16 protein-coding genes and 1 pseudogene are annotated in these 26,252 nt (G+C 69.9%); 15 read left to right on the top strand and 2 right to left on the bottom strand.

Going from position 1 to position 26,252, the window contains the following annotated elements; translation table 11 throughout:
- Positions 1-113: 113 nt before the first annotated feature.
- From N8I87_RS03130 to N8I87_RS03080, 11 genes are all read left to right on the top strand, one after another.
- Positions 114-1,583, top strand: coding sequence for an aldehyde dehydrogenase family protein (locus N8I87_RS03130; protein ID WP_263205188.1), 1,470 nt, complete (start codon positions 114-116; stop codon positions 1,581-1,583).
- Positions 1,584-1,603: 20 nt separating this feature from the next.
- Positions 1,604-2,695 carry a quaternary amine ABC transporter ATP-binding protein gene (locus N8I87_RS03125; protein ID WP_263205187.1) on the top strand — a complete coding sequence of 364 codons (1,092 nt, stop codon included), beginning with the start codon at positions 1,604-1,606 and terminating at the stop codon, positions 2,693-2,695.
- Positions 2,695-4,698, top strand: a complete 2,004-nt coding sequence (locus N8I87_RS03120; protein WP_263205185.1) for an ABC transporter permease — start codon at positions 2,695-2,697, stop codon at positions 4,696-4,698. The genes N8I87_RS03125 and N8I87_RS03120 overlap by 1 nt, the downstream gene beginning before the upstream one ends.
- Positions 4,699-4,711: 13 nt before the next feature.
- Positions 4,712-5,680: an ABC transporter substrate-binding protein gene (locus tag N8I87_RS03115; protein WP_263205184.1), complete on the top strand. Its 969-nt coding sequence runs from the start codon at positions 4,712-4,714 to the stop codon at positions 5,678-5,680.
- A gap of 318 nt (positions 5,681-5,998) precedes the next feature.
- Positions 5,999-6,481: a hypothetical protein gene (locus N8I87_RS03110; RefSeq protein ID WP_263205183.1), complete on the top strand. Its 483-nt coding sequence runs from the start codon at positions 5,999-6,001 to the stop codon at positions 6,479-6,481.
- A gap of 415 nt (positions 6,482-6,896) precedes the next feature.
- Positions 6,897-9,335 carry a GcvT family protein gene (locus tag N8I87_RS03105; RefSeq protein ID WP_263205182.1) on the top strand — a complete coding sequence of 813 codons (2,439 nt, stop codon included), beginning with the start codon at positions 6,897-6,899 and terminating at the stop codon, positions 9,333-9,335.
- Between the two features lie 36 nt (positions 9,336-9,371).
- On the top strand, positions 9,372-10,232 hold the full coding sequence (locus N8I87_RS03100) for a bifunctional methylenetetrahydrofolate dehydrogenase/methenyltetrahydrofolate cyclohydrolase (protein WP_263205181.1): 861 nt from the start codon (positions 9,372-9,374) through the stop codon (positions 10,230-10,232).
- Complete coding sequence (gene glyA / locus N8I87_RS03095) at positions 10,229-11,512, top strand: serine hydroxymethyltransferase (protein WP_263205180.1); 1,284 nt, start codon at positions 10,229-10,231, stop codon at positions 11,510-11,512. Before N8I87_RS03100 ends, glyA begins: the two co-directional genes overlap by 4 nt.
- Positions 11,509-12,741 (top strand): sarcosine oxidase subunit beta family protein, encoded by a 1,233-nt coding sequence (locus N8I87_RS03090; protein WP_263205179.1) that lies wholly within the window; start codon positions 11,509-11,511, stop codon positions 12,739-12,741. Before glyA ends, N8I87_RS03090 begins: the two co-directional genes overlap by 4 nt.
- A gap of 24 nt (positions 12,742-12,765) precedes the next feature.
- Positions 12,766-16,023, top strand: coding sequence for a sarcosine oxidase subunit alpha family protein (locus N8I87_RS03085; RefSeq protein ID WP_263205178.1), 3,258 nt, complete (start codon positions 12,766-12,768; stop codon positions 16,021-16,023).
- Entirely contained in the window at positions 16,016-16,618 is a 603-nt protein-coding gene (locus N8I87_RS03080) for a sarcosine oxidase subunit gamma (RefSeq protein ID WP_263205177.1), read from the top strand. Before N8I87_RS03085 ends, N8I87_RS03080 begins: the two co-directional genes overlap by 8 nt.
- A gap of 46 nt (positions 16,619-16,664) precedes the next feature.
- Here N8I87_RS03080 and N8I87_RS03075 read toward each other — a convergent pair whose 3' ends face one another.
- Positions 16,665-16,931: a hypothetical protein gene (locus N8I87_RS03075; protein ID WP_263205176.1), complete on the bottom strand. Its 267-nt coding sequence runs from the start codon at positions 16,929-16,931 to the stop codon at positions 16,665-16,667.
- 227 nt (positions 16,932-17,158) lie between these two features.
- Between N8I87_RS03075 and N8I87_RS03070 the strand changes: the two genes are divergently transcribed.
- Complete coding sequence (locus N8I87_RS03070; RefSeq protein ID WP_263205175.1) at positions 17,159-17,596, top strand: Fur family transcriptional regulator; 438 nt, start codon at positions 17,159-17,161, stop codon at positions 17,594-17,596.
- Positions 17,597-17,642: 46 nt separating this feature from the next.
- Positions 17,643-19,859, top strand: coding sequence for a catalase/peroxidase HPI (katG, locus tag N8I87_RS03065; protein WP_263205173.1), 2,217 nt, complete (start codon positions 17,643-17,645; stop codon positions 19,857-19,859).
- 264 nt (positions 19,860-20,123) lie between these two features.
- On the opposite strand, the pseudogene N8I87_RS03060 reads toward katG, so the two are convergent.
- Positions 20,124-22,160 (bottom strand): annotated as a pseudogene (locus N8I87_RS03060) (sensor histidine kinase); the annotation flags it as partial.
- A 402-nt stretch (positions 22,161-22,562) separates the two neighbouring features.
- On the opposite strand from N8I87_RS03060, the gene N8I87_RS03055 reads away from it, so the two are divergent.
- Positions 22,563-23,723: a glycoside hydrolase family 113 protein gene (locus N8I87_RS03055; protein WP_263205172.1), complete on the top strand. Its 1,161-nt coding sequence runs from the start codon at positions 22,563-22,565 to the stop codon at positions 23,721-23,723.
- Between the two features lie 55 nt (positions 23,724-23,778).
- A complete protein-coding gene (locus tag N8I87_RS03050) occupies positions 23,779-26,211 on the top strand; it encodes an ATP-binding SpoIIE family protein phosphatase (RefSeq protein ID WP_263205171.1) in 2,433 nt (810 codons plus the stop codon).
- The last annotated feature ends 41 nt before the right edge of the window (positions 26,212-26,252 follow it).

Below are 26,252 nucleotides of genomic sequence, written 5' to 3'. Positions count from 1 at the left end.
GCCCTTGCGAAAACGTCGGGACCCCTTGACGTATCTCGGTGCGTCGGTCAGGGTTCCCCCACAAGCAATTCGGTGCACGATGCGCAACGAATTTCGGTCGAAGGGCTCCGCTCGTGGCAGACCTGTATGTGGACGGAGAATGGCGCGAAGCGGTGGCGGGAGGCCACCGGGAGATCCGCTGTCCGGCGGACGGCACGCCGGTGGCGACGGTGTCCGAGGGGACCCGCGCCGACACCGGGGCCGCGATCGCCGCGGCCCGCCGGGCCTTCGACGAGGGCCCCTGGCCGCTCACCCCCGAACGTGAGCGCGGCGCACTGCTGTTGCGCACCGCCGACCTCATCGAGCGCGATGCCAAGGAGTTCGCCCGCGCCGAGTCGCTCGACACCGGCAAGCGGCTGGTGGAGAGCGAGTACGACATCGCCGACGTCGTCGCCTGCTTCCGCTACTACGGCGGCATCGCCGGCACCAGCGCCGGCCGGGTGGTCGACACCGGCCGTGACGACGCCCTGAGCCGGGTCACCTACGAGCCCGTCGGTGTCTGCGGACTGATCACCCCGTGGAACTACCCGCTGCTGCAGGCTTCCTGGAAGGTCGCCCCCGCCCTCCTCGCGGGCAACACGATCGTGCTCAAGCCCAGCGAGCTGACACCCTCCACCTCGATCCTGCTGATGCGGGCCCTGCACGAGGCCGGACTCCCGGCCGGCGTCGCCAATCTGGTGCTGGGCGCCGGAGCGGAGGCCGGCGCGCCGCTGGCCGAGGACCCGGCCGTGGACATGGTGTCGTTCACCGGAGGCCTCCAGACCGGACGGCACATCATGGCCACCGCCGCGGCCACGGTGAAGAAGGTCGCGCTGGAGCTCGGTGGCAAGAACCCGAACGTGGTCTTCGCCGACGCCGACTTCGAGACCGCCGTGGACTTCGCGCTCACCGCGGTCTTCCTGCACTCCGGACAGGTCTGCTCGGCCGGGGCCCGGCTGATCGTCGAGGACTGCCTGCACGACGCCTTCGTCGACGAACTCGTCCGCCGCGCCCGGCAGATCCGCCTCGGCGGGCCCTTCGACGCCGAGGCCGAGACCGGCGCGCTGATCTCGGCGCGGCACCGGGACAAGGTCGAGGCGTACGTCGCGGCGGGCCTCGCCGAGGGCGCCGTACTGCGCTGCGGCGGTGAACGCCCCGACGACCCCGCGCTGGCGAACGGCTTCTACTACCCCCCCACCGTCCTCGACGAGTGCCGGCAGGACATGAGTGTGGTGCACGAGGAGTCCTTCGGGCCCGTGCTCACCGTCGAGCGGTTCGGCGACGAGGACGACGCCGTCCGGATAGCCAACGACACGGAGTACGGACTCGCCGGAGCCGTCTGGACGCAGGACGCGGGCAAGGCCCAGCGGGTCGCGCGCCGGCTGCGGCACGGCACGGTGTGGATCAACGACTACCACCCCTACGTGCCGCAGGCGGAATGGGGTGGGTTCGGGCACTCGGGCGTCGGCCGGGAGCTGGGACCGACCGGTCTGGACGAGTACCGAGAGCCCAAGCACGTCTGGCAGAACATCCAACCCCGGCCGCAGCACTGGTTCCGCGGCTGAACGCCGAAGAGAGGTCGATCGTGACCCCAGCACAGACCGAGGTGTCGCAGCGGCGCGACACGTCCAAGGACCCCGAGGACCGCACCCCGGTCATCTCCGTGCGCCGGCTGTGGAAGGTGTTCGGGCCGAAGGCCGACCAGGTCCCGGACTCCGAGGAGCTGTGCGGTCTCACCCGCCGCGAGCTCATGGACCGCACCGGATGCACCGCCGCCGTGCGCGATGTGAACTTCGAGGTGTCGCCCGGTGAGGTCTTCGTCGTCATGGGTCTGTCCGGCTCCGGCAAGTCCACCCTGGTGCGCTGTCTCACCCGGCTGATCGAACCCACCGCGGGCGAGATCGTCTTCGAGGGCGAGGACATCCGCGACGCCGACCCCAGGCGGCTGCGCGAACTGCGGCGCAACAAGTTCTCCATGGTCTTCCAGCACTTCGGTCTGCTGCCCCACCGCCGGGTCGTCGACAACGTCGCCTTCGGCCTGGAGATCCGCGGCATGGGCAGGGCGGAGCGTACCAAGCGGGCCATGGAGGTCGTCGAACTGGTCGGCCTGGCCGGATACGAGAACTCCTACCCCGACCAGCTCTCCGGCGGTATGCAGCAGCGCGTCGGCCTCGCCCGCGCCCTCGCCGGCGACCCGGACGTCCTCTTCTTCGACGAGCCGTTCTCCGCGCTCGACCCGCTGATCCGCCGCGACATGCAGAACGAGGTCATCCGGCTGCACCACGAGGTCGGCAAGACCATGGTGTTCATCACCCACGACCTCTCCGAGGCCCTCAAGCTCGGCGACCGCATCCTCATCATGCGCGACGGCAAGATGGTGCAGTGCGGCACCGGCGACGAACTCGTCGGGGCCCCCGCAGACGACTACGTACGGGACTTCGTCCAGGACGTGCCACGAGGCGACGTCCTCACCCTGCGCTGGATCATGCGCCCCGCCGAGCCCGACGACGCCCTCGACGGACCCGAACTGGGCCCGGACGTCGTGGTGCGCGAGGCCACCCGCGCGGTGCTGGCCGCCGACAAGCCGGTCAAGGTCGTCGAGAACGGCCGACTGCTCGGCATCGTCGGCGACGAGGAGATCCTCGCGGTGGTCGCCGGGCAGGAAGGCGGCGCGTGATGACCGTCGCCGTGGAGGAACCCGAGAAGACAGAGGCCGTGGAACCGGCCGTGCCCGCCAAGGGCACGCGCAAGGTCGGCCGGCGCATGGTGATCGGCGCGATCTTCGTCGTCTGGCTGGTGCTCTTCGCCATCCTGCGGGGCAAGCAGACCCTGTCCCTGGCGGCGGCCGACCTGACCGATCTGCACCGGTCGATCAACGACTTCAACGACTCCATCGGTGCCAGCCGCAACTCCAATCCGCTCTTCCTGTACTTCTTCAACGAGATCCGGCTGGTCATCGACAACCTGGTGACGTTCATTCAGCACCTGATCTCCCAGCCCGTCGGCAGCCGCCCCGTCCCGCAGATCGGCTGGCTCGGTGTCGTGGGCCTCGCGGGCTACGCCTCCTGGGCCGTGGGCAACTGGAGGGTCGCGCTGCTGGCCGTGGCCGGCTTCACCTTCCTCGGGTTGCAGGGCCTGTGGCAGGAGAGCATGGACACCCTGTCCCTCGTCCTCTGCGCGGTCTTCGTGGCACTGCTGTTCGCGATCCCGCTGGGCGTGTGGGCGGGGCTGTCCGACCGGTTCAACAGGATGATCACGCCCCTGCTGGATTTCATGCAGACGATGCCGACCTTCGTCTACCTGGCACCGCTGACCCTGATCTTTCTCATCGGCGGGGCCTCGGCCACGATCGTCACCGTGATCTACGCTGCTCCACCGGCGATCCGCATCACCGCGCACGCCATCCGCTCCGTGCCGGGGACCACCGTCGAGGCGGCGGACTCGATGGGTGCGACACGGCGGCAGGCGCTGCTGAAGGTCCTGTTGCCGATGTCCAAGCGGACCGTGGTGATGGGCGTCAACCAGACCATCATGGCCGCGCTGGCCATGGTGACCATCGCGGCCTTGATCGACGCGCCCGGCCTCGGCAAGACCGTGGTCAAGGCGCTGGAGTCGCAAGATGTGGGCACGGCGTTCAACGCGGGCCTCGCCATCGTCGTCATGGCGATCGTCCTCGACCGGGTCACGACCGCGGCCAGCGCACGCGAGGAGGCCGCCCGGCGTTCGGAGAACCCCTTCCTCAAGTGGCGTCGGCAGCTGCTCGGAGCGGGTGCCGCGGTCACGGCCGTCCTCGTCTACCTGTCGCACACCTACCTGTGGGCGGCGGAGTTCCCCGGCGACGGCACCATGGGAGGCCACCTTGCCGGCGCTGCCGACACCGCGACCACCTGGGCGCAGGACAACCTGTCGGGCCTCACCAACGCCTTCCGCGACGCGATCACCTACGGCCTGCTCAACCCGTTCCAGTCGCTGCTCACCGACTCCCCGTGGTGGCTCGTCGGAGCGGCACTGATCGCGCTCGGCGTCGTGCTCGGCGGCTGGCGCGCCGGGATCGCCACGGCCGCGTGCGTGGGCCTGCTGGTCGGCACGGGCGTGTGGTCGGACAGCATGACGACGCTGGCGTCGACCGTCGTGGCGACCGTGCTGGTGATGGTGCTCGGCGCCGTCTTCGGAGTGTGGATGGGACGCAGCACGCTCGTGGACCAGCTGCTGCGACCGACGCTGGACGCGGCACAGGTCATGCCGCCGTTCGTCTATCTCGTGCCGTTCCTCGCGCTGTTCGGCCCGACACGCTTCACGGCCATCGTCGCCGCGATCGTCTACGCGGCGCCGGTCGCCATGAAGATCATCGCGGACGGGGTGCGGGCTGTGCCCGAGACCACCGTCGAGGCGGCCACGTCCGCCGGGTGCAACACCTGGCAGATCATCACCAAGGTTCAACTGCCGATGTCACGCAGTGCCCTGACGCTCGCGACCAACCAGGGCCTGATCTACGTGCTGTCGATGGTTGTGGTGGGCGGCCTGGTTGGCGGGGGCGCCCTCGGCTACGACGTTGTGGCCGGATTCGAGCAGGGAGAGCTGGCCGGCAAGGGGCTGGCAGCAGGGGTCGCCATCGTTCTGCTCGGAATCATGTTCGACCGGATCACTCAGGCAGCGGCACGACGCACCAGCACGGCTTAAGGAGCGCGACACCATGGCAAGACACTGGCAAGCCGGGGCAGCCGGCCTGGCCGTCCTCGGCCTCACCCTCACGGCCTGCGGAGGGGCGAAGGTCGGCGACAGCTCGTCCGCGGGCGGATCGAAGGGCTCGGACGGCAAGTGCGGCACCTTCAACCTCGCCGTCAACCCGTGGGTGGGCTACGAGGCGGACGCCGCGGTCGTCGCGTACGTCGCCCAGCACAACCTCGGTTGTACGGTCAACAAGAAGGACCTCAAGGAGGAGATTGCCTGGCAGGGCTTCGGCACAGGGGAGGTCGACGCAATCCTGGAGAACTGGGGCCACCCCGACCTGATGAAGAAGTACATCGACCAGCAGAAGATGGCCGTGGACGCCGGCCAGACCGGTAACAAAGGCATCATCGGCTGGTACGTACCGCCGTGGCTGGCCAAGGCGCACCCCGACATCCTCGAGTGGAAGAACCTCAACAAGTACGCGTCGCGGTTCAAGACCTCCGAGTCGGGCGGCAAGGGTCAGCTCCTCGATGGCGACCCGTCGTACAACACCAACGACGAGGCGCTGACGAAGAACCTGAAGCTGAACTTCAAGGTGGTGTACGCGGGCAGCGAGACGGCACTCATCCAGGCCTTCCGCGCAGCCGAGAAGAAAAAGCAGTGGGTGATCGGCTACTTCTACGAGCCGCAGTGGTTCCTGTCCGAGGTTCCGTTGAAGAAGGTCTCGCTGCCGAAGTACACGACCGGCTGTGACGCCGACGCGGCGAAGGTCGCCTGCGACTATCCCGTCTACAATCTGAACAAGATCGTCAGCGCGAAGTTCGCCAAGTCGGGCAGCCCCGCCTACAACCTGGTGAAGAACTTCAACTGGACGAACGACGACCAGAACGAGGTCGCCAAGTACATCGCCCAGGACAAGATGACGGACGAGGCGGCGGCCAAGAAGTGGGTCGAGGCCCACAAGGACAAGGTCGACGCCTGGCTCAAGTAGCGCCGGCGTCGCTTCCGTTGAGTGATCTTGGTGGGGCAGGGTCCCGGCTTCGTGGCAAGTGATCACGTAGCCGGGGGCACTGCCGTCGGTGCTGATGCTGTACACCTTCCTGGTTCGGTAGATCTACGAATGCATTGGCTTGTGGAAAGCGAACGCGAAACCCTTCACCTGGACCGTGGCCGTTGGGATGAATAGTCAAGCTGCGGCAAAAGAATTTCTGGGGCCCGCGAGGAACGCGCCTGTGGGATAGGGTCATTCCTGGAATGGAACACGGTAAGACCAAACCCAAATCCATTCATCCACGGGGAGGATTACGTCATGGCGCGTATTTTTGAAATTGGTTCCCGGTCCGCTCGTGGCGCGGCCGTCTTCGCAACCGTGGCCGCGGTCGCCTTGGGTGTGGCCACTCCTGCCAACGCAGCGGCAAGCAACCGCCTGCACAATGGAAGCAAGCTGAAGCCGGGACACTGCATCACCGATGGCCCCGCGTCGAGAAGGGCCAAGTTCTGCGTCGGCAAGAACTACAACATTTACATGACCTACAAGTCCTTGACCTGTACGGTATACGCGGCCAAGGGGCACCTCAGCGGCCCGTCCGCATATGTTCAGGTCGCAAGGAACGGTGATGTGCGATTTTATCAGTATTCCGGTGGCCGGCTCCTGTGGCACTCCAAGACCTCGAAGTTCACGGGTGCGGACCTCGTCATCGGCAGCTCGAGGCCTGGCGGCCAGGCGAAGCTTGGTGTGGATCAACCCGGAAAGGCATTCTTCATCATCAAGGACTGCCCTTACCATGACTGATCCTGGATTCACTGCCTGATGACCGGTGCCCGCCGCCTCCCCCTCTGGCTGCCCAGGCACTGGTGCCGGCAGGACGACTTCACCGACCTGCCGACGGTGATCGGACGGCGGAAGGTCACCTGACCCGTGTGACCGTCCTGCCCGCCCACCAACCCCTGTTCAATCAAGATCACTCAACGGAAGCGACGTTGCGCGTAGCGCGGAGTCGCAACACGGTCGAACATGCCCGGCGGGCGGCACGCGCGGATGCGTGCCGCCCGCCGGGCATTGCCGTGTTCCGGGCTGTGTTTGGGGTCGTTCTCCGACGTCACGGACCCCTTGACACCCTCTCCCCGCGACAGGCACATTGAGTTGCGCAACCTGAATCGCGTTGCGCAGACAGCAACTGGACTGCTTCAAGTTCGGAGGTTGGGCGATGGCGGGACCCCGAGTGGTCATCATCGGAGCGGGCGTCGTGGGAGCGGCCCTCGCCGACGAGATCTCCGCACGAGGCTGGACCGAAGTGACCGTGGTCGACCAGGGCCCCCTCCCGGCAACCGGGGGTTCCACCTCGCACGCCCCGGGCCTGGTCTTCCAGACGAACCCCTCCAAGACCATGACGGAGCTGGCCCGCTACACAGTCGAGAAGTTCTGCTCCCTCGACGTCGACGGCCGGCCCTGCTTCCTCCAGGTCGGCGGCCTGGAGGTGGCGACCACCCCAGAGCGCCTCGCCGAACTGCACCGCCGCCACGGCTGGATCACCGCCTGGGGCATCGAGGCCCGCCTGCTCACCCCCGAGGAGTGCGTGGAACAGCACCCGCTCGTCAACCGCGACCGGGTCCTCGGCGGCCTCCTCGTCCCCACCGACGGCCTCGCCAAGGCCGTCCTCGCCGTAGAGGCCCAGATCCGCCGGGCCACCGGACGCGGCGTCCGCTTCCTCGCCCGCCACGAGGTCCTCGACGTACAGCAGAGCGAGGACCGCGTCACCGGCGTACTGACCGACCAGGGCGAGATTCCCGCCGACATCGTCGTGTGCTGCGCCGGCATCTGGGGCCCGAAGATCGCCCGCATGGTCGGGATGAACCTCCCGCTCACCCCGCTCGCCCACCAACTCGCCTGGACCGGCCCGGTTCCGGCCCTTGCCGGCCAGACCGAGGAAGCGGTACGCCCGATCCTGCGCCACCAGGACGCCGACCTCTACTACCGCGACCGCTTCGACGGCATCGGCATCGGCTACTACGGCCACCGCCCCATGCCCGTCTCCGCCGACGACATCCTCTCCGTGGACGAGGCCGACCAGATGCCCTCGGTCCTGAAGTTCACCGAGGAGGACTTCGAGGGCGCCTGGACCGAGACCCGGTCCCTGCTCCCCGCCACGAAGGAAGCCAAGATCGAGGAGGGCATCAACGGCCTGTTCTCCTTCACCACCGACGGCTACCCGCTCCTCGGCGAGTCGCCGCAGGTCAAGGGCTTCTGGGTCGCGGAGGCCGTCTGGGTCACCCACTCCGCCGGCGTCGGGCGTGCCGTCGCCGAATGGCTGGTCGACGGCTACTGCTCGTCCTTCGACCTGCACGAGTGCGACGTCAACCGCTTCGAGCCGCACCAGCTCTCCCCGGAGTACGTACTGGCCCGCGACTGCCAGAACTTCGTCGAGGTCTACGACATCCTGCACCCGCTCCAGCCCTCCGGAAAGCCGCGCCCCATCCGCACCAGCCCCTTCCACGCCCGCCAGCAGGCACACGGCGCGTTCTTCCTGGAGGCGAACGGCTGGGAGCGCCCGCAGTGGTACGAGGCCAACGCGGACCTGGTCGAAGGCCGCTCCATCCCCACCCCCAACGACTGGGCCGCACAGTACTGGTCGCCCATCGTCGGCGCCGAGGCCCAGGCCACCCGCGAGACCGTGGCGATGTACGACATGACGGCCCTCAAGCGCCTCGAAGTCGTCGGCCCCGGTGCCGCCGCCTTCCTGGAGCGGCTGGCCACCGGCAAGGTCGACAAGTCCGTCGGCTCCGTGACGTACACCCTGCTCCTGGACCACGACGGCGGGATCCGCAGCGACATCACCGTCGCCCGCCTCGCCCGCGACCTCTTCCAGGTCGGCGCCAACGGCAACCTCGACCTCGACTGGTTCACCCGCCACCTCCCCGCAGACGGATCCGTCGCCGTCCGCGACATCACCCCCGGCACCTGCTGCATCGGCCTGTGGGGACCACTCGCCCGCAAGGTCCTGCAGCCGCTCGCCGACTCCGACTTCTCCAACGACGGTCTCAAGTACTTCCGCGCCAAGCGCGCCCACATCGGCAGCGTCCCCGTCACCGCGATGCGGCTGTCGTACGTCGGTGAACTCGGCTGGGAGCTGTACACCACCGCCGACCTGGGCCAGAAGCTCTGGGACACCCTCTGGGCCGCGGCCGAGCCGCTCGGCGGCGTCATCGCGGGCCGCGGCGCCTTCAACAGCCTCCGCCTGGAGAAGGGTTACCGCTCCTTCGGCACCGACATGACCTACGAGCACGACCCCTACGAGGCCGGTGTCGGCTTCGCAGTCAAGCTCGACAAGGACGACTTCATCGGCAAGGCCGCACTCGAACGCCGCAAGGCCGACGTGCGCCGCAAGCTGACCTGCCTCACCATCGACGACCCCCGATCCGTCGTCATGGGCAAGGAGCCGGTGTACGACGGCGACCGCGCCGTCGGCTACGTCACCAGCGCCGCCTACGGCTACACGATCGGCAACGGCATCGCCTACGCCTGGCTCCCGGCCGAACTCACCACGCCCGGCACCACCGTGCACATCGGCTACTTCGACAGGCGCATCGAGGCGGCCGTCGCCGAGGAGCCCCTGTTCGACCCGACCATGTCCCGTCTGCGCGGCTAGTGCGTCGCGAGAGCTTCGAGGGAAGGAACACCGCCGGTGACCGCACAGAAGCTCGACGGCAGGGCCACCGCCGCCGAGGTCCGCCGTGAACTCGCCGAGCGCGTCGCCAAGTTGACCGCCATCGACGGCCGGCCGCCGGGCCTCGGCACCGTCCTGGTCGGCGACGACCCCGGCAGCCGTGCCTACGTCGCCGGAAAGCACCGCGACTGCGCGCAGGCCGGCATCGCCTCGATCCGTCGCGAACTGCCCGCCGACGCGACGCAGCGACAGGTCGAGGACGTCGTCGACGAACTCAACGCCGACCCGGCCTGCACCGGCTACATCGTCCAACTGCCGCTCCCGCGCCACCTGGACGCGAACGCCGTCCTGGAACGTATGGACCCCGCCAAGGACGCCGACGGACTGCACCCCGTCAGCCTCGGCCGGCTCACCCTGGGCGTCGAGGCCCCGCTGCCGTGCACCCCGCGCGGCATCGTGGAACTCCTGCGCCGCCACGAGGTACCGATCGCCGGGACCCGGGTGTGCGTGATAGGCCGGGGTATCACGGTCGGCCGTCCCCTCGGACTCCTGCTGACCCGCCGCTCCGAGAACGCCACCGTCACCCTCTGCCACACCGCAACCAAGGGCCTGGCCTGGCACGTCCGCGAGGCGGACATCGTCGTCGCGGCCGCCGGCTCGCCCGCACTGATCACCAAGGACATGCTGCGCCCGGGCGCGGCCGTCCTGGACGTCGGCATCACCCGCACCGACCAGGGGCTGGTCGGCGACGTGCACCCGGACGCCGCCCACGTCGCCGGATGGCTCGCGCCGATGCCCGGGGGCGTGGGCCCCATGACCCGGGCGATGCTGCTCGCCAACGTCGTCGAGGCCGCCGAGAGGAACGCGAACCCCGTATGAACGCGCTCAACACCCCGCTGGCCGAACTGGACCCCGAGGTCCACGCCGCACTCCGCGCCGAACTGCACCGCCAGCAGTCCACCCTCGAGATGATCGCCTCCGAGAACTTCGCGCCCTGTGCCGTACTGGAGGCCCAGGGCTCGGTCCTGACCAACAAGTACGCCGAGGGCTACCCCGGCCGTCGCTACTACGGCGGCTGCGAACACGTCGACGTCACCGAGCGCCTGGCCATCCAGCGCGTCAAGGACCTGTTCGGCGCGGGATACGCCAATGTGCAGCCGCACTCGGGCGCCCAGGCCAACACTGCCGTCTTCTTCGCGCTGCTCAGCCCCGGCGACACGATCCTCGGCCTCGACCTCGCCCACGGCGGACATCTCACCCACGGCATGCGCATCAACTACAGCGGCAGGATGTTCAACGTCGTGCCGTACCACGTCACCGAGACCGACCATCTGGTCGACCTGGACGAGGTGGAACGCCTCGCCAAGGAACACCGCCCCAAGATGATCATCGCGGGCTGGTCGGCCTATCCGAGGCAGCTCGACTTCGCGGCCTTCCGGCGGATCGCCGATGAGGTCGGCGCCCTCCTCATGGTCGACATGGCGCACTTCGCGGGCCTGGTCGCCGCCGGACTGCACCCCAGCCCGGTCCCGCACGCCCACGTGGTCACCACCACCACGCACAAGACCCTCGGCGGCCCGCGCGGCGGGGTCGTCCTCACCCATGACGCCGACCTCGCCAAGAAGATCAACTCGGCCGTGTTCCCCGGTATGCAGGGCGGCCCGCTGGAGCACGTCATCGCCGCGAAGGCGGTCTCCTTCAAGGTGGCCGCGTCGCCCGAGTTCGCCGAACGCCAGGCCCGAACACTCGCCGGCGCCCGTGTCCTCGCCGACCGCCTCAGCCGCCCGGACACCGCGGCCGCCGGAGTGCGGGTGCTCACCGGCGGAACGGACGTCCATCTGGTCCTGGTCGACCTGCGCCACTCCGAACTCGACGGACGGCAGGGCGAAGACCTGCTCCACGAGATCGGCATCACCGTCAACCGCAACGCCGTCCCGTTCGACCCGCGCCCGCCCATGGTCACCTCGGGCCTGCGCATCGGCACCCCCGCCCTGGCCACCCGCGGCTTCACCGAGGAGGACTTCGCCGAGGTCGCCGACGTCATCGCGCTCGCCCTCCAACCCGAACCCGACGTGCCCGCGCTGCGTGCCCGCACCGAGGCACTGGCGGTCAAGCACCCGCTCTACCCGCACCTTTCGGAAGACGGAGACGTCCGATGAGCCCCCGCACCCCCGGCGCCGACCTCCCCGACCACCCGGAATGGCTCTGGCGCACACCCGAGCCGAAGCGGTCGTACGACGTGGTGATCGTGGGCGGCGGTGGACACGGCCTCGCCACCGCCCACTACCTGGCGAAGAACCACGGCATCACCAATGTCGCCGTGCTGGAGAAGGGCTGGCTCGCGGGCGGCAACATGGCCCGCAACACCACCATCATCCGCTCCAACTACCTGTGGGACGAGAGCGCCGGCATCTACGAGCACGCCCTCAAACTGTGGGAGGGGCTGGAGGAGGAGCTCGACTACCCGATCCTCTTCTCCCAGCGCGGTGTGCTGAACCTCGCCCACAGCCTGCAGGACGTCCGCGACAGCGTGCGCCGCGTCGAGGCCAACCGGCTCAACGGCGTCGACGCCGAGTGGCTCGACGCCGAGCAGGTCAAAGAGGTCTGCCCGATCGTCAACATCTCACCCGACGTGCGCTACCCGGTCCTCGGCGGCACCTACCAGCCGCGCGCCGGCATCGCCAAACACGACTACGTGGCCTGGGGCTTCGCCCGCTCCGCCGACGCCGCCGGGATCGACATCATCCAGAACTGCGAGGTCACCGGCCTGGACCTGGTCGACGGCCGGGTGGTCGGCGTACGGACCACGCTCGGCCCGATCGCGGCCGGCAAGGTGGCCCTGTGCTCGGCAGGCCACACCTCGGTCCTCGCCGCCATGGCGGGCATCGAACTCCCGCTGCAGAGCCACCCCTTGCAGGCACTGGTCTCCGAACTCCTGGAGCCGGTGCACCCGACGGTCGTCATGTCCAACGCGGTCCACGTCTACGTCAGCCAGGCCCACAAGGGCGAACTGGTCATGGGCGCGGGCATCGACGCGTACAACTCCTACACCCAGCGCGGCGCGTTCCACATCATCGAACACCAGATGTCCGCCGCACTCGAACTCTTCCCGGTCTTCGCCCGCGCCCATGTGCTGCGCACCTGGGGCGGCATCGTCGACGTCAGCCCCGACGCCTCGCCCATCGTCGGCCTCACCCCGGTCGACAACCTCTATCTCAACTGCGGCTGGGGAACGGGCGGTTTCAAGGCCACCCCGGGCGTCGGCTGGGTCTACGCCCACACCATCGCCCACGACAACCCGCACGCCCTCAACGCCCCCTTCTCGCTCGACCGTTTCACCACCGGCGCGCTCGTCGACGAGCACGGCGCGGCCGCGGTGGCCCACTAGGGATCCTCAAGGGAGCCGAACGACATGCTGCTCATCCCCTGCCCGTGGTGCGGGCCCCGTGACGAGGTCGAGTTCCACTACGGCGGCCAGGCACATGTGCCCTATCCCGAGGACCCCTCGGCCCTCACCGACGAGGAGTGGGCGCGGTACCTGTTCTTCCGCGACAACCCGAAGGGCCCGTTCGCCGAGCGATGGAGCCACGCGGCGGGCTGCCGCCGCTGGTTCAACGCGGTACGGAACACGGCGACGAACGAGATCCTGGCCGTGTATCGGGCCGGGGAGCCGCGTCCTGCCGAGGTTGAACCGGGGTCGGTCACTTCTCGGCCACGACCGGCACCACCAGCCCGTCCGGCGTTTGAGGACGAGGCCGTTCAGGCCGAAGGGGGGCCTGGGGGCGCAGCCGCCAGCGGGGTCGAAGGGGCGGAGCCCCTTCAGGACGGGACGGGTAGGGGCGGCGGGGGCGAGACTCGTACGTTCCGCACCCCCACCGGCGGCCGAATCGACCGCGACACCCCCCTGACCTTCACCTTCGACGGCACCCAGTATGAGGGCTACCAGGGCGACACCCTCGCCTCCGCCCTCCTCGCCAACGGCATCATCGCGGCAGCGACCAGCATCAGACTCGGCCGCCCCCGCGGCATCTTCTCCGCAGGCGTCGAGGAACCCAACGCGATCGTCCAGATCGAGAAGCCCTTCCCCGAGCCGATGCTCCCGGCCACGACCGTCGAACTCCACGACGGCCTCGTCGCCACCAGCCTCCCCGGCCAGGGCCGCCTCGCCACCGAGCCCGACCCGGCCCGCTACGACGCCGTCCACGCCCACTGCGACCTCCTGATCGTGGGTGCGGGCCCGGCCGGTCTCGCCGCCGCGGCCGCAGCCGCCCGCTCCGGCGCGCGCGTCATCCTCGCCGACGACCAGCCGGAGCCCGGCGGCAGCCTGCTCGGCACGGGCGAACACCTCGACTGGGTGACGGCGACCGCGGCCCGCCTGGACGCCGCCCCCGAGGTGCGCGTACTGCGTCGTACCACCGTGTTCGGCCACTACGACGACAACCACCTCCTCGCCGTCGAGCGGCGCACCAACCACCTGGGCGCCGAGGCCCCGGACAACGTCTCCCGCGAGCGCGTCTGGCGCATCCGCGCCCGCCGCGTGGTCCTCGCGACCGGCGCCCACGAGCGCTCGCTGGCCTTCGCGGACAACGACCGCCCCGGAGTGATGCTGGCCGCCTCGGCCCGCACCTACGTCAACCGGTACGGAGTCCTGCCCGGCCGCCGCGCGGTCGTCCTCACCACCAACGACAGCGCGTACGCCGCCGCGCTGGACCTGGCCGCGGCAGGCATCGAGGTCGCCGCCGTCGTCGACACCCGGTCCGAGCCGGGGGAGTGGGCGGGCCGCGCCCGCGAGGCCGGGATCGAGGTGCTGGCCGGCCACGCCGTGACCGGCACGGACGGCGGGGCACGACTGACCGCCGTGCGGGTCGCGTCGTACGGAGAGTCGGCCGCACGGCGGGAGTTCGCCGTCGACCTCCTCCTGGTCTCGGGCGGTTGGAACCCCGTGGCACACCTGTTCAGCCAGGCGGGCGGCAGACTCCGCCACGACGGGGCACTCGGTGCCTTCGTCCCGGACACCTGCCGCCAGGCGGTCGAGGTCGCGGGCAGCGCGAACGGTGAGCAGGCCCTGGCCGCGGTGCTCGCCCAGGGCGCGGCCGCGGGCGCCCGCGCGATCGAGGCCGAGGGCTACACCGCAGAGGGGCCCGCCCTGCCCGCCGTGGCCGAGCGACCGCACACCCCGCCCATGCAGGTGTTCACCCTCCCTGGTTCCGCCGACGCCCCCCGCTTCGTCGACCTCCAGCGCGATGTGACCGTCGACGACCTGGCCCGCGCGACCGGAGCCGGGCTGCGCTCGGTGGAGCACACCAAGCGCTACACCACGGCCGGCACGGCCAACGACCAAGGCAGGACCGGGGGAGTTCTCGCCAGCGGAGTCGTCGCGGAACTCCTCGGCGTGGACATCTCCGCGCTGGGGCTGCCGACGTTCCGCCCGCCCTACACCCCCGTCTCCTTCGCCACCCTGGCGGGCCGCGACCGGGGCGCGCTGCACGACCCGGTCCGGGTGACCGCCCTGCACGAGTGGCATGCCGCGCACGGCGCGCTGTTCGAGAACGTCGGCCAGTGGAAGCGCCCCTGGTACTACCCGCAGGACGGCGAGGACATGGAGGCCGCGGTGCTGCGCGAATGCCGCGCCGCACGGGAGGGCGTCGCGTTCATGGACGCCTCCACCCTCGGCAAGATCGACGTACAGGGGCCGGACGCCGCGGCCTTCCTCGACCTGCTCTACACCAACATGATGAGCACCCTGAAGGTCGGCATGATCCGCTACGGCGTGATGTGCCGCCCGGACGGCATGGTCTTCGACGACGGCACCGTCATCCGTCTCGCCCAGGACCGCTTCCTGGTCACCACCACGACCGGCAACGCGGCCGCCGTCCTGGACTGGATGGAGGAGTGGCTGCAGACCGAGTGGCCCGGACTGCGCGTCCACTGCACCTCCGTCACCGAGCAGTGGGCCACCGTCGCCCTGGTCGGCCCCCGCTCCCGCGAGGTCCTCGGCGCACTGGCGCCGCAACTGGCCGTGTCCAACGAGGACTTCCCGTTCATGGCGTGGCGGGAGGCGACCGTGGCGGGCATCGGGGCCAGGGTGTGCCGGATCAGCTTCTCCGGCGAACTCGCCTACGAGATCAATGTGTCGCCGTGGCACGCCCTCGCCCTGTGGGAGGCGCTGCACGAGGCCGGTGCCCCGTACGGCATCACCCCGTACGGCACCGAGACCATGCACGTCCTGCGCGCCGAGAAGGGGTACCCGATCATCGGCCAGGACACCGACGGCACGGTCACCCCGCAGGACCTGGGCATGAGCTGGGCGGTGTCGAAGAAGAAGCCCGACTTCATCGGCAAGCGCTCCTACGCCCGCGCCGACACCGTCCGCCCCGACCGCAAGCACCTGGTCGGCCTGCTCCCCGAGGACCCGGCCGCCTTCCTGCCCGAGGGCACCCAACTGGTCGCCGACAGCGAACTGCCCGCCCCGCCCGTCCCGATGCTCGGCCACGTCACCTCCAGCTACCGCAGCGCGGCACTGGGCCGGACCTTCGCCCTCGCCCTGGTCAAGGGCGGCCGGCAACGCATCGGCGAACGTCTCTACGCACCCGTCGGCGACCGGTTGCTCCCGGTGACCGTCGCCGGCCCCGTCCTCTACGACCCCGAGGGAGCCCGCCGCGATGGCTGACACCGCCCCGACCGTACAGCAGCGCAGCCCCCTGGCCTCCGCCGCCCACCGGCTGGCGGCCGTCACCCGGTCCTCCGGGGGTGCGATCCGGCTGGCCGAACTTCCCTTCCTGGCGCAGATCAACGTCCGCCTCGACGCCAAGGGACCGGCCGCGGACGCGGTGGGGCTCGCCCTGGGGCTCCAACTGCCCCTGGAACCCGGCACCGTCGTACACACCGGGGAGCTGACCGCGCTGTGGCTCGGCCCCGACGAATGGCTGGTGGTCGGCCGGCCCGGCACACAGTGGGACCTGGAGAGCCGGATCCGTACGGCGGCCGGGGACGAACCCGTGTCGGTGTGTGACGTCTCCGCGCAGCGCACCACACTTCTCGTCACCGGCCCCCGCGCCCGCGACCTGCTCTCCCACGGCTGCGCGCTGGACCTGCACCCGCGCGCCTTCGGCCCCGGCCGCTGCGCCCAGACGACACTGGCACGCAGCCAGGTCGTCCTGGTCGCCCGCGAGGAACCCAGGGCCGGGTTCTGGCTCCTGGTGCGCTCGTCCTTCGCCGACTACCTGACGCACTGGCTGCTGGACGCGGCGGTGGAACACGCCTGACAGGTCCCGGCCCGACGGGGCCCTCGTCCGGAACCGTCCGACCGCGCTACACCACGTTGAAACCGCGCTCGGCGTCGTAGTCATCGGCATCCACGACGACCACGGTCCACCAGGTCACGACGTAGTCGACCTTGACGCTCTCGCACCAGACGGAGCGTGTGACCTCGTCATTGATGTAGGCGAGGTGCGTGTCGGGGCCGTAGGGATCCTCGGCGATCTCGTTGACGAGACGCATGAGGTCTTGGCGGTCGTCGGGCGGGAGACAGTCGCGAAGTCTCCCGGCCCGCTCGGTGAACTCGACGTGTCGCTTCATCGTGGGCCGAAGCCTACGTATCCGGCTGCCGATCCGTCGCCCGAATTCCGACGAGCTCGGCGAGAGCGGTGTCCCATGATCACGGGTGCCTGGCGAGCGGAGTGGTCTGACAACAACGAGTCGATATGTCCACACATAAAGTGATAAGCCATCCCTGATCTGGGTTCTCAGACTTGGTTTGCTCGTTTTCTTGAACTCTTCGTGTTTGTGTGGGTAGGTTGGCCGTCATGACCGCATCCCAGACCCCGACCACCGCCGAGGAGCTCCGCGGTGCCGGCCTGCGGGTGACGGCCGCCCGCGTTGCGCTGCTCGAGACCGTCCGGGACGGTGATCACCTCGGTGTCGAGGCGATCGCCTCCGGTGTACGTGATCGCGTAGGCCATATTTCCCTGCAAGCCGTGTATGAAGCCCTCCACGCGCTCACCGCCGTGGGGCTCATACGCCGTATCGAACCGGCCGGTGGTCCGGCGCGGTTCGAGGGACGAGTCGGGGACAACCACCACCATGTCGTGTGCCGGTCGTGCGGTGTCGTCGCTGACGTCGACTGCGCGGTCGGTGAGGCCCCTTGCCTGACGGCGTCCGACGACCATGGCTTCTCGGTCGCCGAGGCGGAGGTCATCTACTGGGGTCTGTGCCCCGACTGCTCCACCGCCCGCAGTTCCTGAGCAATGTTCCTGAGCACTGTGATCCGCCCAGTTCGGAAGGATTCCCATGTCTGAGAACCATGATGCAATCGTCGTAGACGCGAAGACGGAGGGCGCGGGCGGCTGCCCCGTCGCGCACGGGCGCGCCCCGCACCCGACTCAGGGCGGCGGAAACCGCCAGTGGTGGCCGGAGCGGCTGAACCTGAGGATCCTTGCGAAGAACCCGGCCGTGGCGAACCCCCTCGGTGAGGAGTTCGACTACGCCGCGGCGTTCCAGAGCCTCGACCTCCCGGCCGTGAAGCGGGACATCGCCGAGGTGCTGACGGATTCCAAGGACTGGTGGCCGGCCGACTTCGGCAACTACGGCCCCCTCATGATCCGTATGGCCTGGCACAGCGCGGGCACCTACCGCATCAGCGACGGCCGCGGCGGCGCCGGCGCCGGTCAGCAGCGCTTCGCCCCGCTCAACAGCTGGCCCGACAACGGCAACCTCGACAAGGCCCGCCGTCTGCTGTGGCCGGTCAAGAAGAAGTACGGCAAGAACCTGTCGTGGGCCGACCTCATGATCCTCGCCGGCAATGTCGCGCTGGAGTCGATGGGCTTCAAGACGTTCGGCTTCGGCGGTGGCCGTGAGGACGTGTGGGAGTCGGAGGAGGACGTCTACTGGGGTCCCGAGACCACCTGGCTCGACGACCAGCGCTACACCGGCGACCGTGAGCTGGAGAACCCGCTCGGCGCGGTGCAGATGGGCCTCATCTACGTCAACCCGGAGGGCCCGAACGGCAACCCGGACCCGATCGCCGCGGCCCGCGACATCCGCGAGACCTTCCGCCGTATGGCGATGAACGACGAGGAGACGGTCGCCCTGATCGCGGGCGGTCACACCTTCGGCAAGACCCACGGCGCGGGCCCGGCCGACAACGTCGGCGCCGACCCCGAGGCCGCCCCGATCGAGCAGCAGGGCCTCGGCTGGAAGAGCACCTACCGCACCGGCAAGGGCGGCGACGCGATCACCAGTGGCCTCGAGGTCACCTGGACCAGCACGCCGACCCAGTGGAGCAACGGGTTCTTCCAGAACCTCTTCGAGTACGAGTACGAGCTCACGCAGAGCCCGGCCGGCGCCAACCAGTGGGTGGCGAAGGACGCCGAGGCGACCGTCCCCGACGCGCACGACCCGTCGAAGAAGCAGCTCCCGACGATGCTCACCACCGACCTGTCGCTCCGCTTCGACCCGGTCTACGGGCCCATCTCGCGGCGCTTCTACGAGAACCCCGAGGAATTCGCGGACGCCTTCGCCCGGGCCTGGTACAAGCTGACCCACCGCGACATGGGCCCGAAGTCGCTGTACCTCGGCCCGGAGGTCCCCGAGGAGACCCTGGTCTGGCAGGACCCGCTGCCCGAGGCCGAGGGCGAGCCCATCGACGCCGCCGACGTCGCGGCCCTCAAGGCCAAGCTGCTCGACTCGGGCTTGACCGTCGCACAGCTGGTGTCCACCGCGTGGGCCTCGGCCGCCACGTTCCGCACCAGCGACAAGCGCGGCGGCGCCAACGGCGCCCGCATCCGGCTGCAGCCGCAGGCCGGCTGGGAGGTCAACGAGCCCGACGAGCTGGCACAGGCGCTGCGTGTCCTGGAGGGCATCCAGGCGGAGTTCAACACCGGCGCCAAGAAGGTCTCCCTGGCGGACCTGATCATCCTCGGCGGTGCCGCCGGGGTCGAGAAGGCGGCCAGGGACGCCGGGTACGACATCGAGGTGCCCTTCGCGCCGGGCCGCGTGGACGCCACGGACGAGCACACCGACGCGGAGTCCTTCGCCGCGCTGGAGCCCACCGCCGACGGCTTCCGCAACTACCAGGGCAAGGGCAACCGGCTGCCGGCCGAGTACCTGCTGCTCGACAGGGCGAACCTGCTGGGTCTGAGCGCGCCCGAGCTGACCGCCCTGGTCGGCGGACTGCGCGTGCTGGGCGCCAATCACCAGCAGACCTCGCTCGGTGTCCTCACCGAGACCCCGGGCAGGCTGACGAACGACTTCTTCGTCAACCTGCTCGACCTGGGCACGACGTGGTCGGCGACCTCGGAGGACCAGAACACCTTCGAGGGCCGCGACGACGCCACCGGCGAGGTCAAGTGGACCGGCACCCGTGCCGACCTTGTCTTCGGCTCGAACTCCGAGCTGCGGGCCCTCGCGGAGGTCTACGCGAGCGACGACGCGAAGGAGAAGTTCGTGAACGACTTCGTCGCGGCCTGGGTCAAGGTCTCGAACCTCGACCGGTTCGACCTCGTCTGACCATGACGTCCGGGCCGCCCCCGCGGGGGCCGGCCGACGCCGTTCGCCGCTACTTCTCCCGTCGCGTGCGGTCCGCCGCGGGCCCGCGGCCGCGTCCCCTCCCGCGCGCCCCGTCGCTCCCGCGCGGCCCGTCGCTCTCGCCGGTGGCCCCGCCGGCCGTCGGCTCGTCCGTCCACGCCTCGTACGCGCTGAAGCGGTCCTCGGCGGCCGCGGCCGCCGCGCGGACAGCGCGGCCTCGCGACGCGACGCGGGAATCGTGCCGACCGCGGCCAGGGCGAGGGTGTCGACGTCGGGCTCGGACCCGGCGGCCCGGAACGTGATCGTGCCGGGCAGCATGACGAGCGAGGCCGTACCGGACTGCTCACCGGACGGCCGCAGTTGGACATGGATGCCGTGCCGGTCGGCCAGCCTGCCGACCACGAACAGCCCCATGTGCTGGTAGACGTCGGTGTCCGCGGTCGGCGGATTGGCCAGCTTGTGGTTGATCACCGCGAAGTCCTCGGGCATCAGCCCGATCCCCTCGTCGTGGATCTCGATCATGATCCGGGTGTCGGGGAGCCTGGTCGCCGTCACCCGGACCGTCGAGTGCGGGGACGAGAACGCGGTGGCGTTCTCCAGGAGTTCGGCGAGCAGATGCACGAGGTCGGTCACGGCACGGCCGTGGATCTCGGCCTCCGGGATGCCGGCGCACTCGATGCGCTCGTACTGCTCCACCTCGGAGGAGGCCGCGCGGACGACATCGACCAGTGGCAGCGAGCGGTCCCACTGCTGGGCGGGCTTCTCACCGCCGAGGACCAGAAGGTTCTCACCGTTGCGGCGCACCCGGGTGGCGAGATGGTCCAGCCGGAACAGGTTCGCCAGCTGGTCGGGGTCGGTCTCGTGGTCCTCCAGGTCCGTGATCAGGGCCAGTTGACGCTCGATCAGTGACTGGTTGCGGCGCGACAGGTTGGTGAAGATCGTGTTGACGTTGCCGCGCAGCACGGCCTGCTCGGCGGCGAGCCGTACGGCCTCGCGGTGCACATGGTCGAAGGCGCGGGCGACCTCGCCGATCTCGTCCGTGGTGGTGATGGGGATGGCGGCGACCCGGGTGTCGACCTGTCCGGGCACGGCCCGGGACAGCTGGGTGATGACGGCCGGCAGCCGTTGCTCGGCGATCTCGATGGCGGAGCCGCTCAGCCGGCGCATGCCGCGGCTCATCGAACGGGCCACCCACGCGGCGAGCAGGAACGCGGTGAGCACAGCCGCAAGGACCAGCGCGGCATTGGTGATCGCGTCACGTCGTGCGGTGTCGGCGATGCCGTCGGCGTCCGCGAGTGCGCTGTCGGTGAGGTGGATCTGGATGCCGCGGTAGGCGTCGAAGCCGAGTGTGGACGCGGCGAAGAACGACTCCGGGGTGATGCCCTCCGCGGCCAGCTCCGCGGTCGTCCTCCCCGAGGCGATCTCGCCGATCATCCTGGCGATGTCGGGCGGGGTGACGAAAGGACGGCCGGCCGCCTCGGCCCGTCGGGCGGCCTCCGTGGTCTGCCGCCGGCCCTTCTTCTCCGCGTCGGCCAGGGCCTTGCGCAGCCTCGCCATGTCCTCGGCGGTGCCGGCGCCCGCGTACTCCTGGAGCGCGACCTGTTCGAGGTAGGCGTACGAACGGAACGAGGCCAGCCGGGTCTCGAGTTCGCCCGGAGCGAGGGTGGCGCGGTCCTCCACCAGCAGATGCGTGCCGATGGACCGGATCAGGGACTCGGCGGCCTGCGTCAGGGAGATGGCGTAGAGCGTCCGGCCGAAGCTGGCCTGGTTGCTGCTGCCGAAGCCCAGTTCGTTCGAGAGCTCCATCAGCGGATGCTGGACGAGGTGGTAGCTCTCCTCGGTCTGCACACCCGACAGCTTCGTGGTGAACGCGTTGGCCCGGACCGTCGCAAGCTGCTTCTCGCCGTCGCGGACCAGCTCGATCCGTCTGAGGAGGCCGACGGTGTCCGGTATGCGGCCGACCGCTCTGTCGAACGCCTTCGCGTCCTCGTCGGTGATCCGACGGGCCTGTACGACCGCGTCGGCATCCCTCTTCCCTTCCAGCAGCGGGATGACCGAGACGTCACGCTCGTTGATCGCGTCGCTCGCGCACTTGTTCGCCGCCTGGACCAACTCGGCCACCCGCACCGCGTCGTCGGCGGCCTGCAAGGTGTCCACGGACCGTTTCACCCGCACGCCTCCGAAGGCGAGTGCGACGAGCACCGGGATCAGCAGGACGGCCCGGAGCTTTCTGCCCACGCGCCAGCCGCGGGTCAGGGATCTTCGTCGGCCGCTGGTCGGCAGGGTGGGGGAAGCGCTTTCCGCACGGGCCTGACGACGTGTGGGGGGTGAGATGTTCGACAAGGTCGTCCCATCGTTTCCGGACCGCCTCGTGCGCGACGCTCGTCGGGCACTCTCTCAACGGGGGCGGTCTGCGGTGTGGTTCGGGTGAGACAGGCGGGTCACGGTGTGCGCCTGCGTGGTCACTTTCTAGCAGCGCGCGATCGTCCGTGCCGTCGGCCGATTCGCCGAAGCCGTACAAGGTTCATCCAAGTCGGCCAAGCGGGGTGCGGAGCCGGGCCGACACCGAAGCCGCCCCACAGTGACGGTACTTACGGCTTTCGGCGCCGGATCCCATCCCTTCGTCGCGACGCCGTAGACCGTCGACGGACAGCGCGGCGAACGCCCCCTCGGCACAGTGAGCGCATGGAGAAGACGAAGGGGATCAACAGGGCACAGTTCCTCGCCGGTGCGGCGTCCGCCGGGCTCGCGGGGGCGCTGCTGCCCGCGGGGCCGGCGCGGGCGACGGAGCCTTTGCGCGGGCTGTGTCACCGAGGCGTCGTCTACACCGTGGGCGCCGGCGACACACCTGGTACGGCCTTCAGCACCGGCCGGATGCGCAAGGACATCCGGGTCATCCGCGACGAGCTGCACGCCGACACCGTGGACGTGACCGGTGATGGCGTGGAACGTCTCACGGCCACCGCGGCACAGGCCGCGGAACGCGGTCTGCACATCTGGCTCCAGCCGACCCTCGGCGACGCCCCGGAACGGGACATCCTGGAGCACCTGGCGGAGACCGGCCGGTTCGCCGAGCGGCTGCGCCGACAGGGCGCGAGCGTCGACTTCAGCGTGGGCTGCGAGTTCTGGCTGTTCGTGCCGGGGATCGTCCCGGGGGCGACCGTCCTGGAACGCGTACGGAACCTGCTGGAGGGACGCGTCGACCTCGCCAGGATGCAGCGCCGACTGGACCGCTTCACCAAGAAGGCGGCGGCGGTCGGCCGCTCCGTCTTCCGGGGCCGCCTGAGCTACGCCGCCGCTCAGGACGACCAGGTCGACTGGCGCCTCTTCGACATCGTGGGCATCGACCACTACTCGTACTTCCGCGACCGCGCCGACCACATCGCGGAGCTGCGCCGCCATCTGCGCTGGGGCAAACCCCTGGCGATCACCGAGTTCGGCACCTGCGCATACGTCGGCGCCCCCGAGACGGGCGGCATGGCCTGGAACGTCGTCGACCACGACAAGCACCCCGAGGAGATCAAGGGCCACCTGGTACGCAGCGAACGCACGCAGGCCGCCTATGTGGTGGACCTGGTGGACGTCTTCTCGTCGATGAACCTGTACGCGGCGATGGCGTTCGAGTTCGTCACCCCGGACGCCCCGCACCGCCCCGACGACCCCCGCCACGACCTCGACCTCGCGAGCTACTCCCTCACCAAGACCATCAAGGACCGCCCCGACGACCCCCGCTCCGACTGGCACTGGGAACCCAAGGAGGCCTTCCACGCGCTGGCCCGCCGGTACGCGAGGGAGTGCCGGACGAGTCGCCCGGTTCCGTCGCATCGGCGGAGCGGCGGTCGGTGACGCACGGTGCAACAATGGGCTCCGTGGGGGCCCGGCCCCGGAATGGTGCGAAGGTATGGGCGTCAGCGGTGCGCTCGGCAGTGCAGATCCGGCCGATCCGTTCGACATCGGGTCCGCGGCCGTGGTGATCACCGATGCCAGGAGGCGGATCGCCTACTGGAGCCCGGGTGCCGAGAGCCTGCTCGGCCACCCGTCCCGTGACGCGGTGGGGCACCCCGTGGAATCCGTCCTGGCGGACCGGAACCTGATCACCGCCGTGTCCCGGCTGCGCCGGACCGGCCACGGCTGGAACGGCGTGCTCGCCGCCCGGCACTGTGCCGGTCACCTCGTCGAACTAGCGGTCCGGGTATGCCCCCTCGTCGCCGTCGGCGGCCACCACGCCTGGCTCGTCGTCGCCTGTGACGCGCGGGAACGGGCGGAGTACGAGTTCCACGACGCGGTCGCGCGCTCCCTGCTGGAGCGGTCGCCCATCGGCATCGCCGTACTGGACACGCAGCTGCACCGGAAATGGGCGAACCGCGCGCTGGCCGACATGGAGGCGTACGCGGCGGCCGAGGACGACGAATGCGGAACGGAGACGGACACCGCCGGGCCGTCGTCCCTGGTGAGCCGCTACGCCAGGCGGGCGCTCGTCACCGGACGGCCGCAGGTGACCCTGGAGCACTCGCCGCCGCACCACCACACGCCCCGCAGCCGGCTCCGCAGACGTGTCGAGCTGCGTTCCTTCTTTCCCGTGCGCGACCCCGCGGGCGAAACGCTGGGCATCTGCCTCGTCGCGGTCCACGCCACCAGCCAGGACTCGGCACGTGATCGGCTCGCCCTGCTGAACGAGGCCAGCGAACGCATCGGCACCACCCTGGATCTCGGCCGCACGGTGGGCGAACTGGCGGAGGTCATGGTGCCGCGGGTCGCCGACTTCGTCGCGATCGACCTCCTGGACACGGTACGGGCGACCGCGGACCCGTCCTCGGACTCGGCGCACGGTGGTGAGGAGACACTGCGCCGCGCCGCTCACCTGTCGATCCAGGAGGACCACCCCGAGGTGGTCATCGAGATCGGCGCACCCACGGACTATCCGCTCCGGTCCCCTCAGGAACGGAGCCTGACCACGGGCAAGCCCATCTGCGAGGTCGTCGACCCGGCGACCTCGTGGGTCCTCGACGACCCGGTGCGCTGGAACAGGCTCATCCGCCTGGGCGTGCACACGCATCTGGTGGTTCCGCTGCGGGCACGCGACATCACCATGGGCATGGTGACCCTGCTGCGCTGGAAGAATCCCGACCCGTTCGACGAGGACGATCTGCTCCTCGTCGAGGAACTGGTCGCGCGGGCCGGGGTGTGCGTCGACAACGCCAGACGGTTCGCCCGGGAGCGCCAGGCGGCGCTGACCCTGCAGACGAGCCTGCTGCCGCCCGACCTGCCCGAGCTCAACGCGGTCGAGCTCGCCTACCGCTATCTGCCGGCCGACATCGAGTCCGGGGTGGGCGGTGACTGGTTCGACGTGATCCCGCTGTCGGGCGCCAGGGTCGCGCTCGTCGTGGGTGACGTGGTGGGCCATGGGCTCCACGCCGCGGCGAGCATGGGGCGACTGCGGGCCGCCGTCCAGACGCTGGCCGATCTGGATCTTCCCCCGGACGAGTTGCTGACCCACGTCGACGACCTGGTCGTACGCCTGTCGGAAGAGGCCGAGGCGGCCGCGGAGGGGCCCACGGTGGTCGGGGCGACCTGTGTGTACGCGATCTACGACCCGGTCGCCCGCACCATCGTCGTGGCCCGCGCGGGGCACCCCAGCCCCGCGATCGCCCATCTGACCGAGCCGGTCGAGTTCCCCGACATCCCCGCCGGACCGCCGCTGGGTCTGGGCGGTCTGCCCTTCGAGTCGGCCGAGATCGCGGTGGAGGAAGGGAGCATCATCGCCCTCTACACCGACGGGTTGATCGAAGCGTCGGACCGGGACGTCGACGTCGGCATGGAACGCCTGTGCTTCACCCTCGCCCACCCGGACCGGCCGCTCGAGGAGATCTGCGACATCATGGTCCGCACCCTGCTGCCGGACCGTCCCCGTGACGACGTCGCCTTCCTGATCGCGCGGACGCACACGCTGAGTCCCGACCGGGTGGTCTCCTGGGACGTCCCCGCGGACCCGTCGGCCGTTCACGTGGTGCGCAACGACGTCGACCGGCAGCTGTCCCTGTGGGGTCTCGAGGACCTGGCCTTCACCACGGAGCTGATCGTGAGCGAGCTCGTCACCAACGCGATCAAGCACGCGTACGGCCCGATCAGGCTGCGGCTCATTCATGAGCGGGCCCTGATCTGCGAGGTCTCGGACGCCAGCAACACCTCCCCGCACCTCAGGCGGGCCGCGAGCACGGACGAGGGAGGCCGCGGCCTCTTCCTGGTCGCACAGCTCGCACAGCGCTGGGGCACCCGGCGCGGCGCCGCGGGCAAGACGATCTGGACGGAGCAACAGCTTCCGGACGGTGCGTGACGGCGCGAAGGGCTCAGCACCCTATTGAATATGTATGCGTT

Origin of the sequence: Streptomyces sp. HUAS 15-9, from assembly GCF_025642155.1 — a bacterium.
Taxonomy (GTDB): Bacteria; Actinomycetota; Actinomycetes; order Streptomycetales; family Streptomycetaceae; genus Streptomyces.
This window is presented reverse-complemented; position numbering and strand designations above follow the sequence as displayed.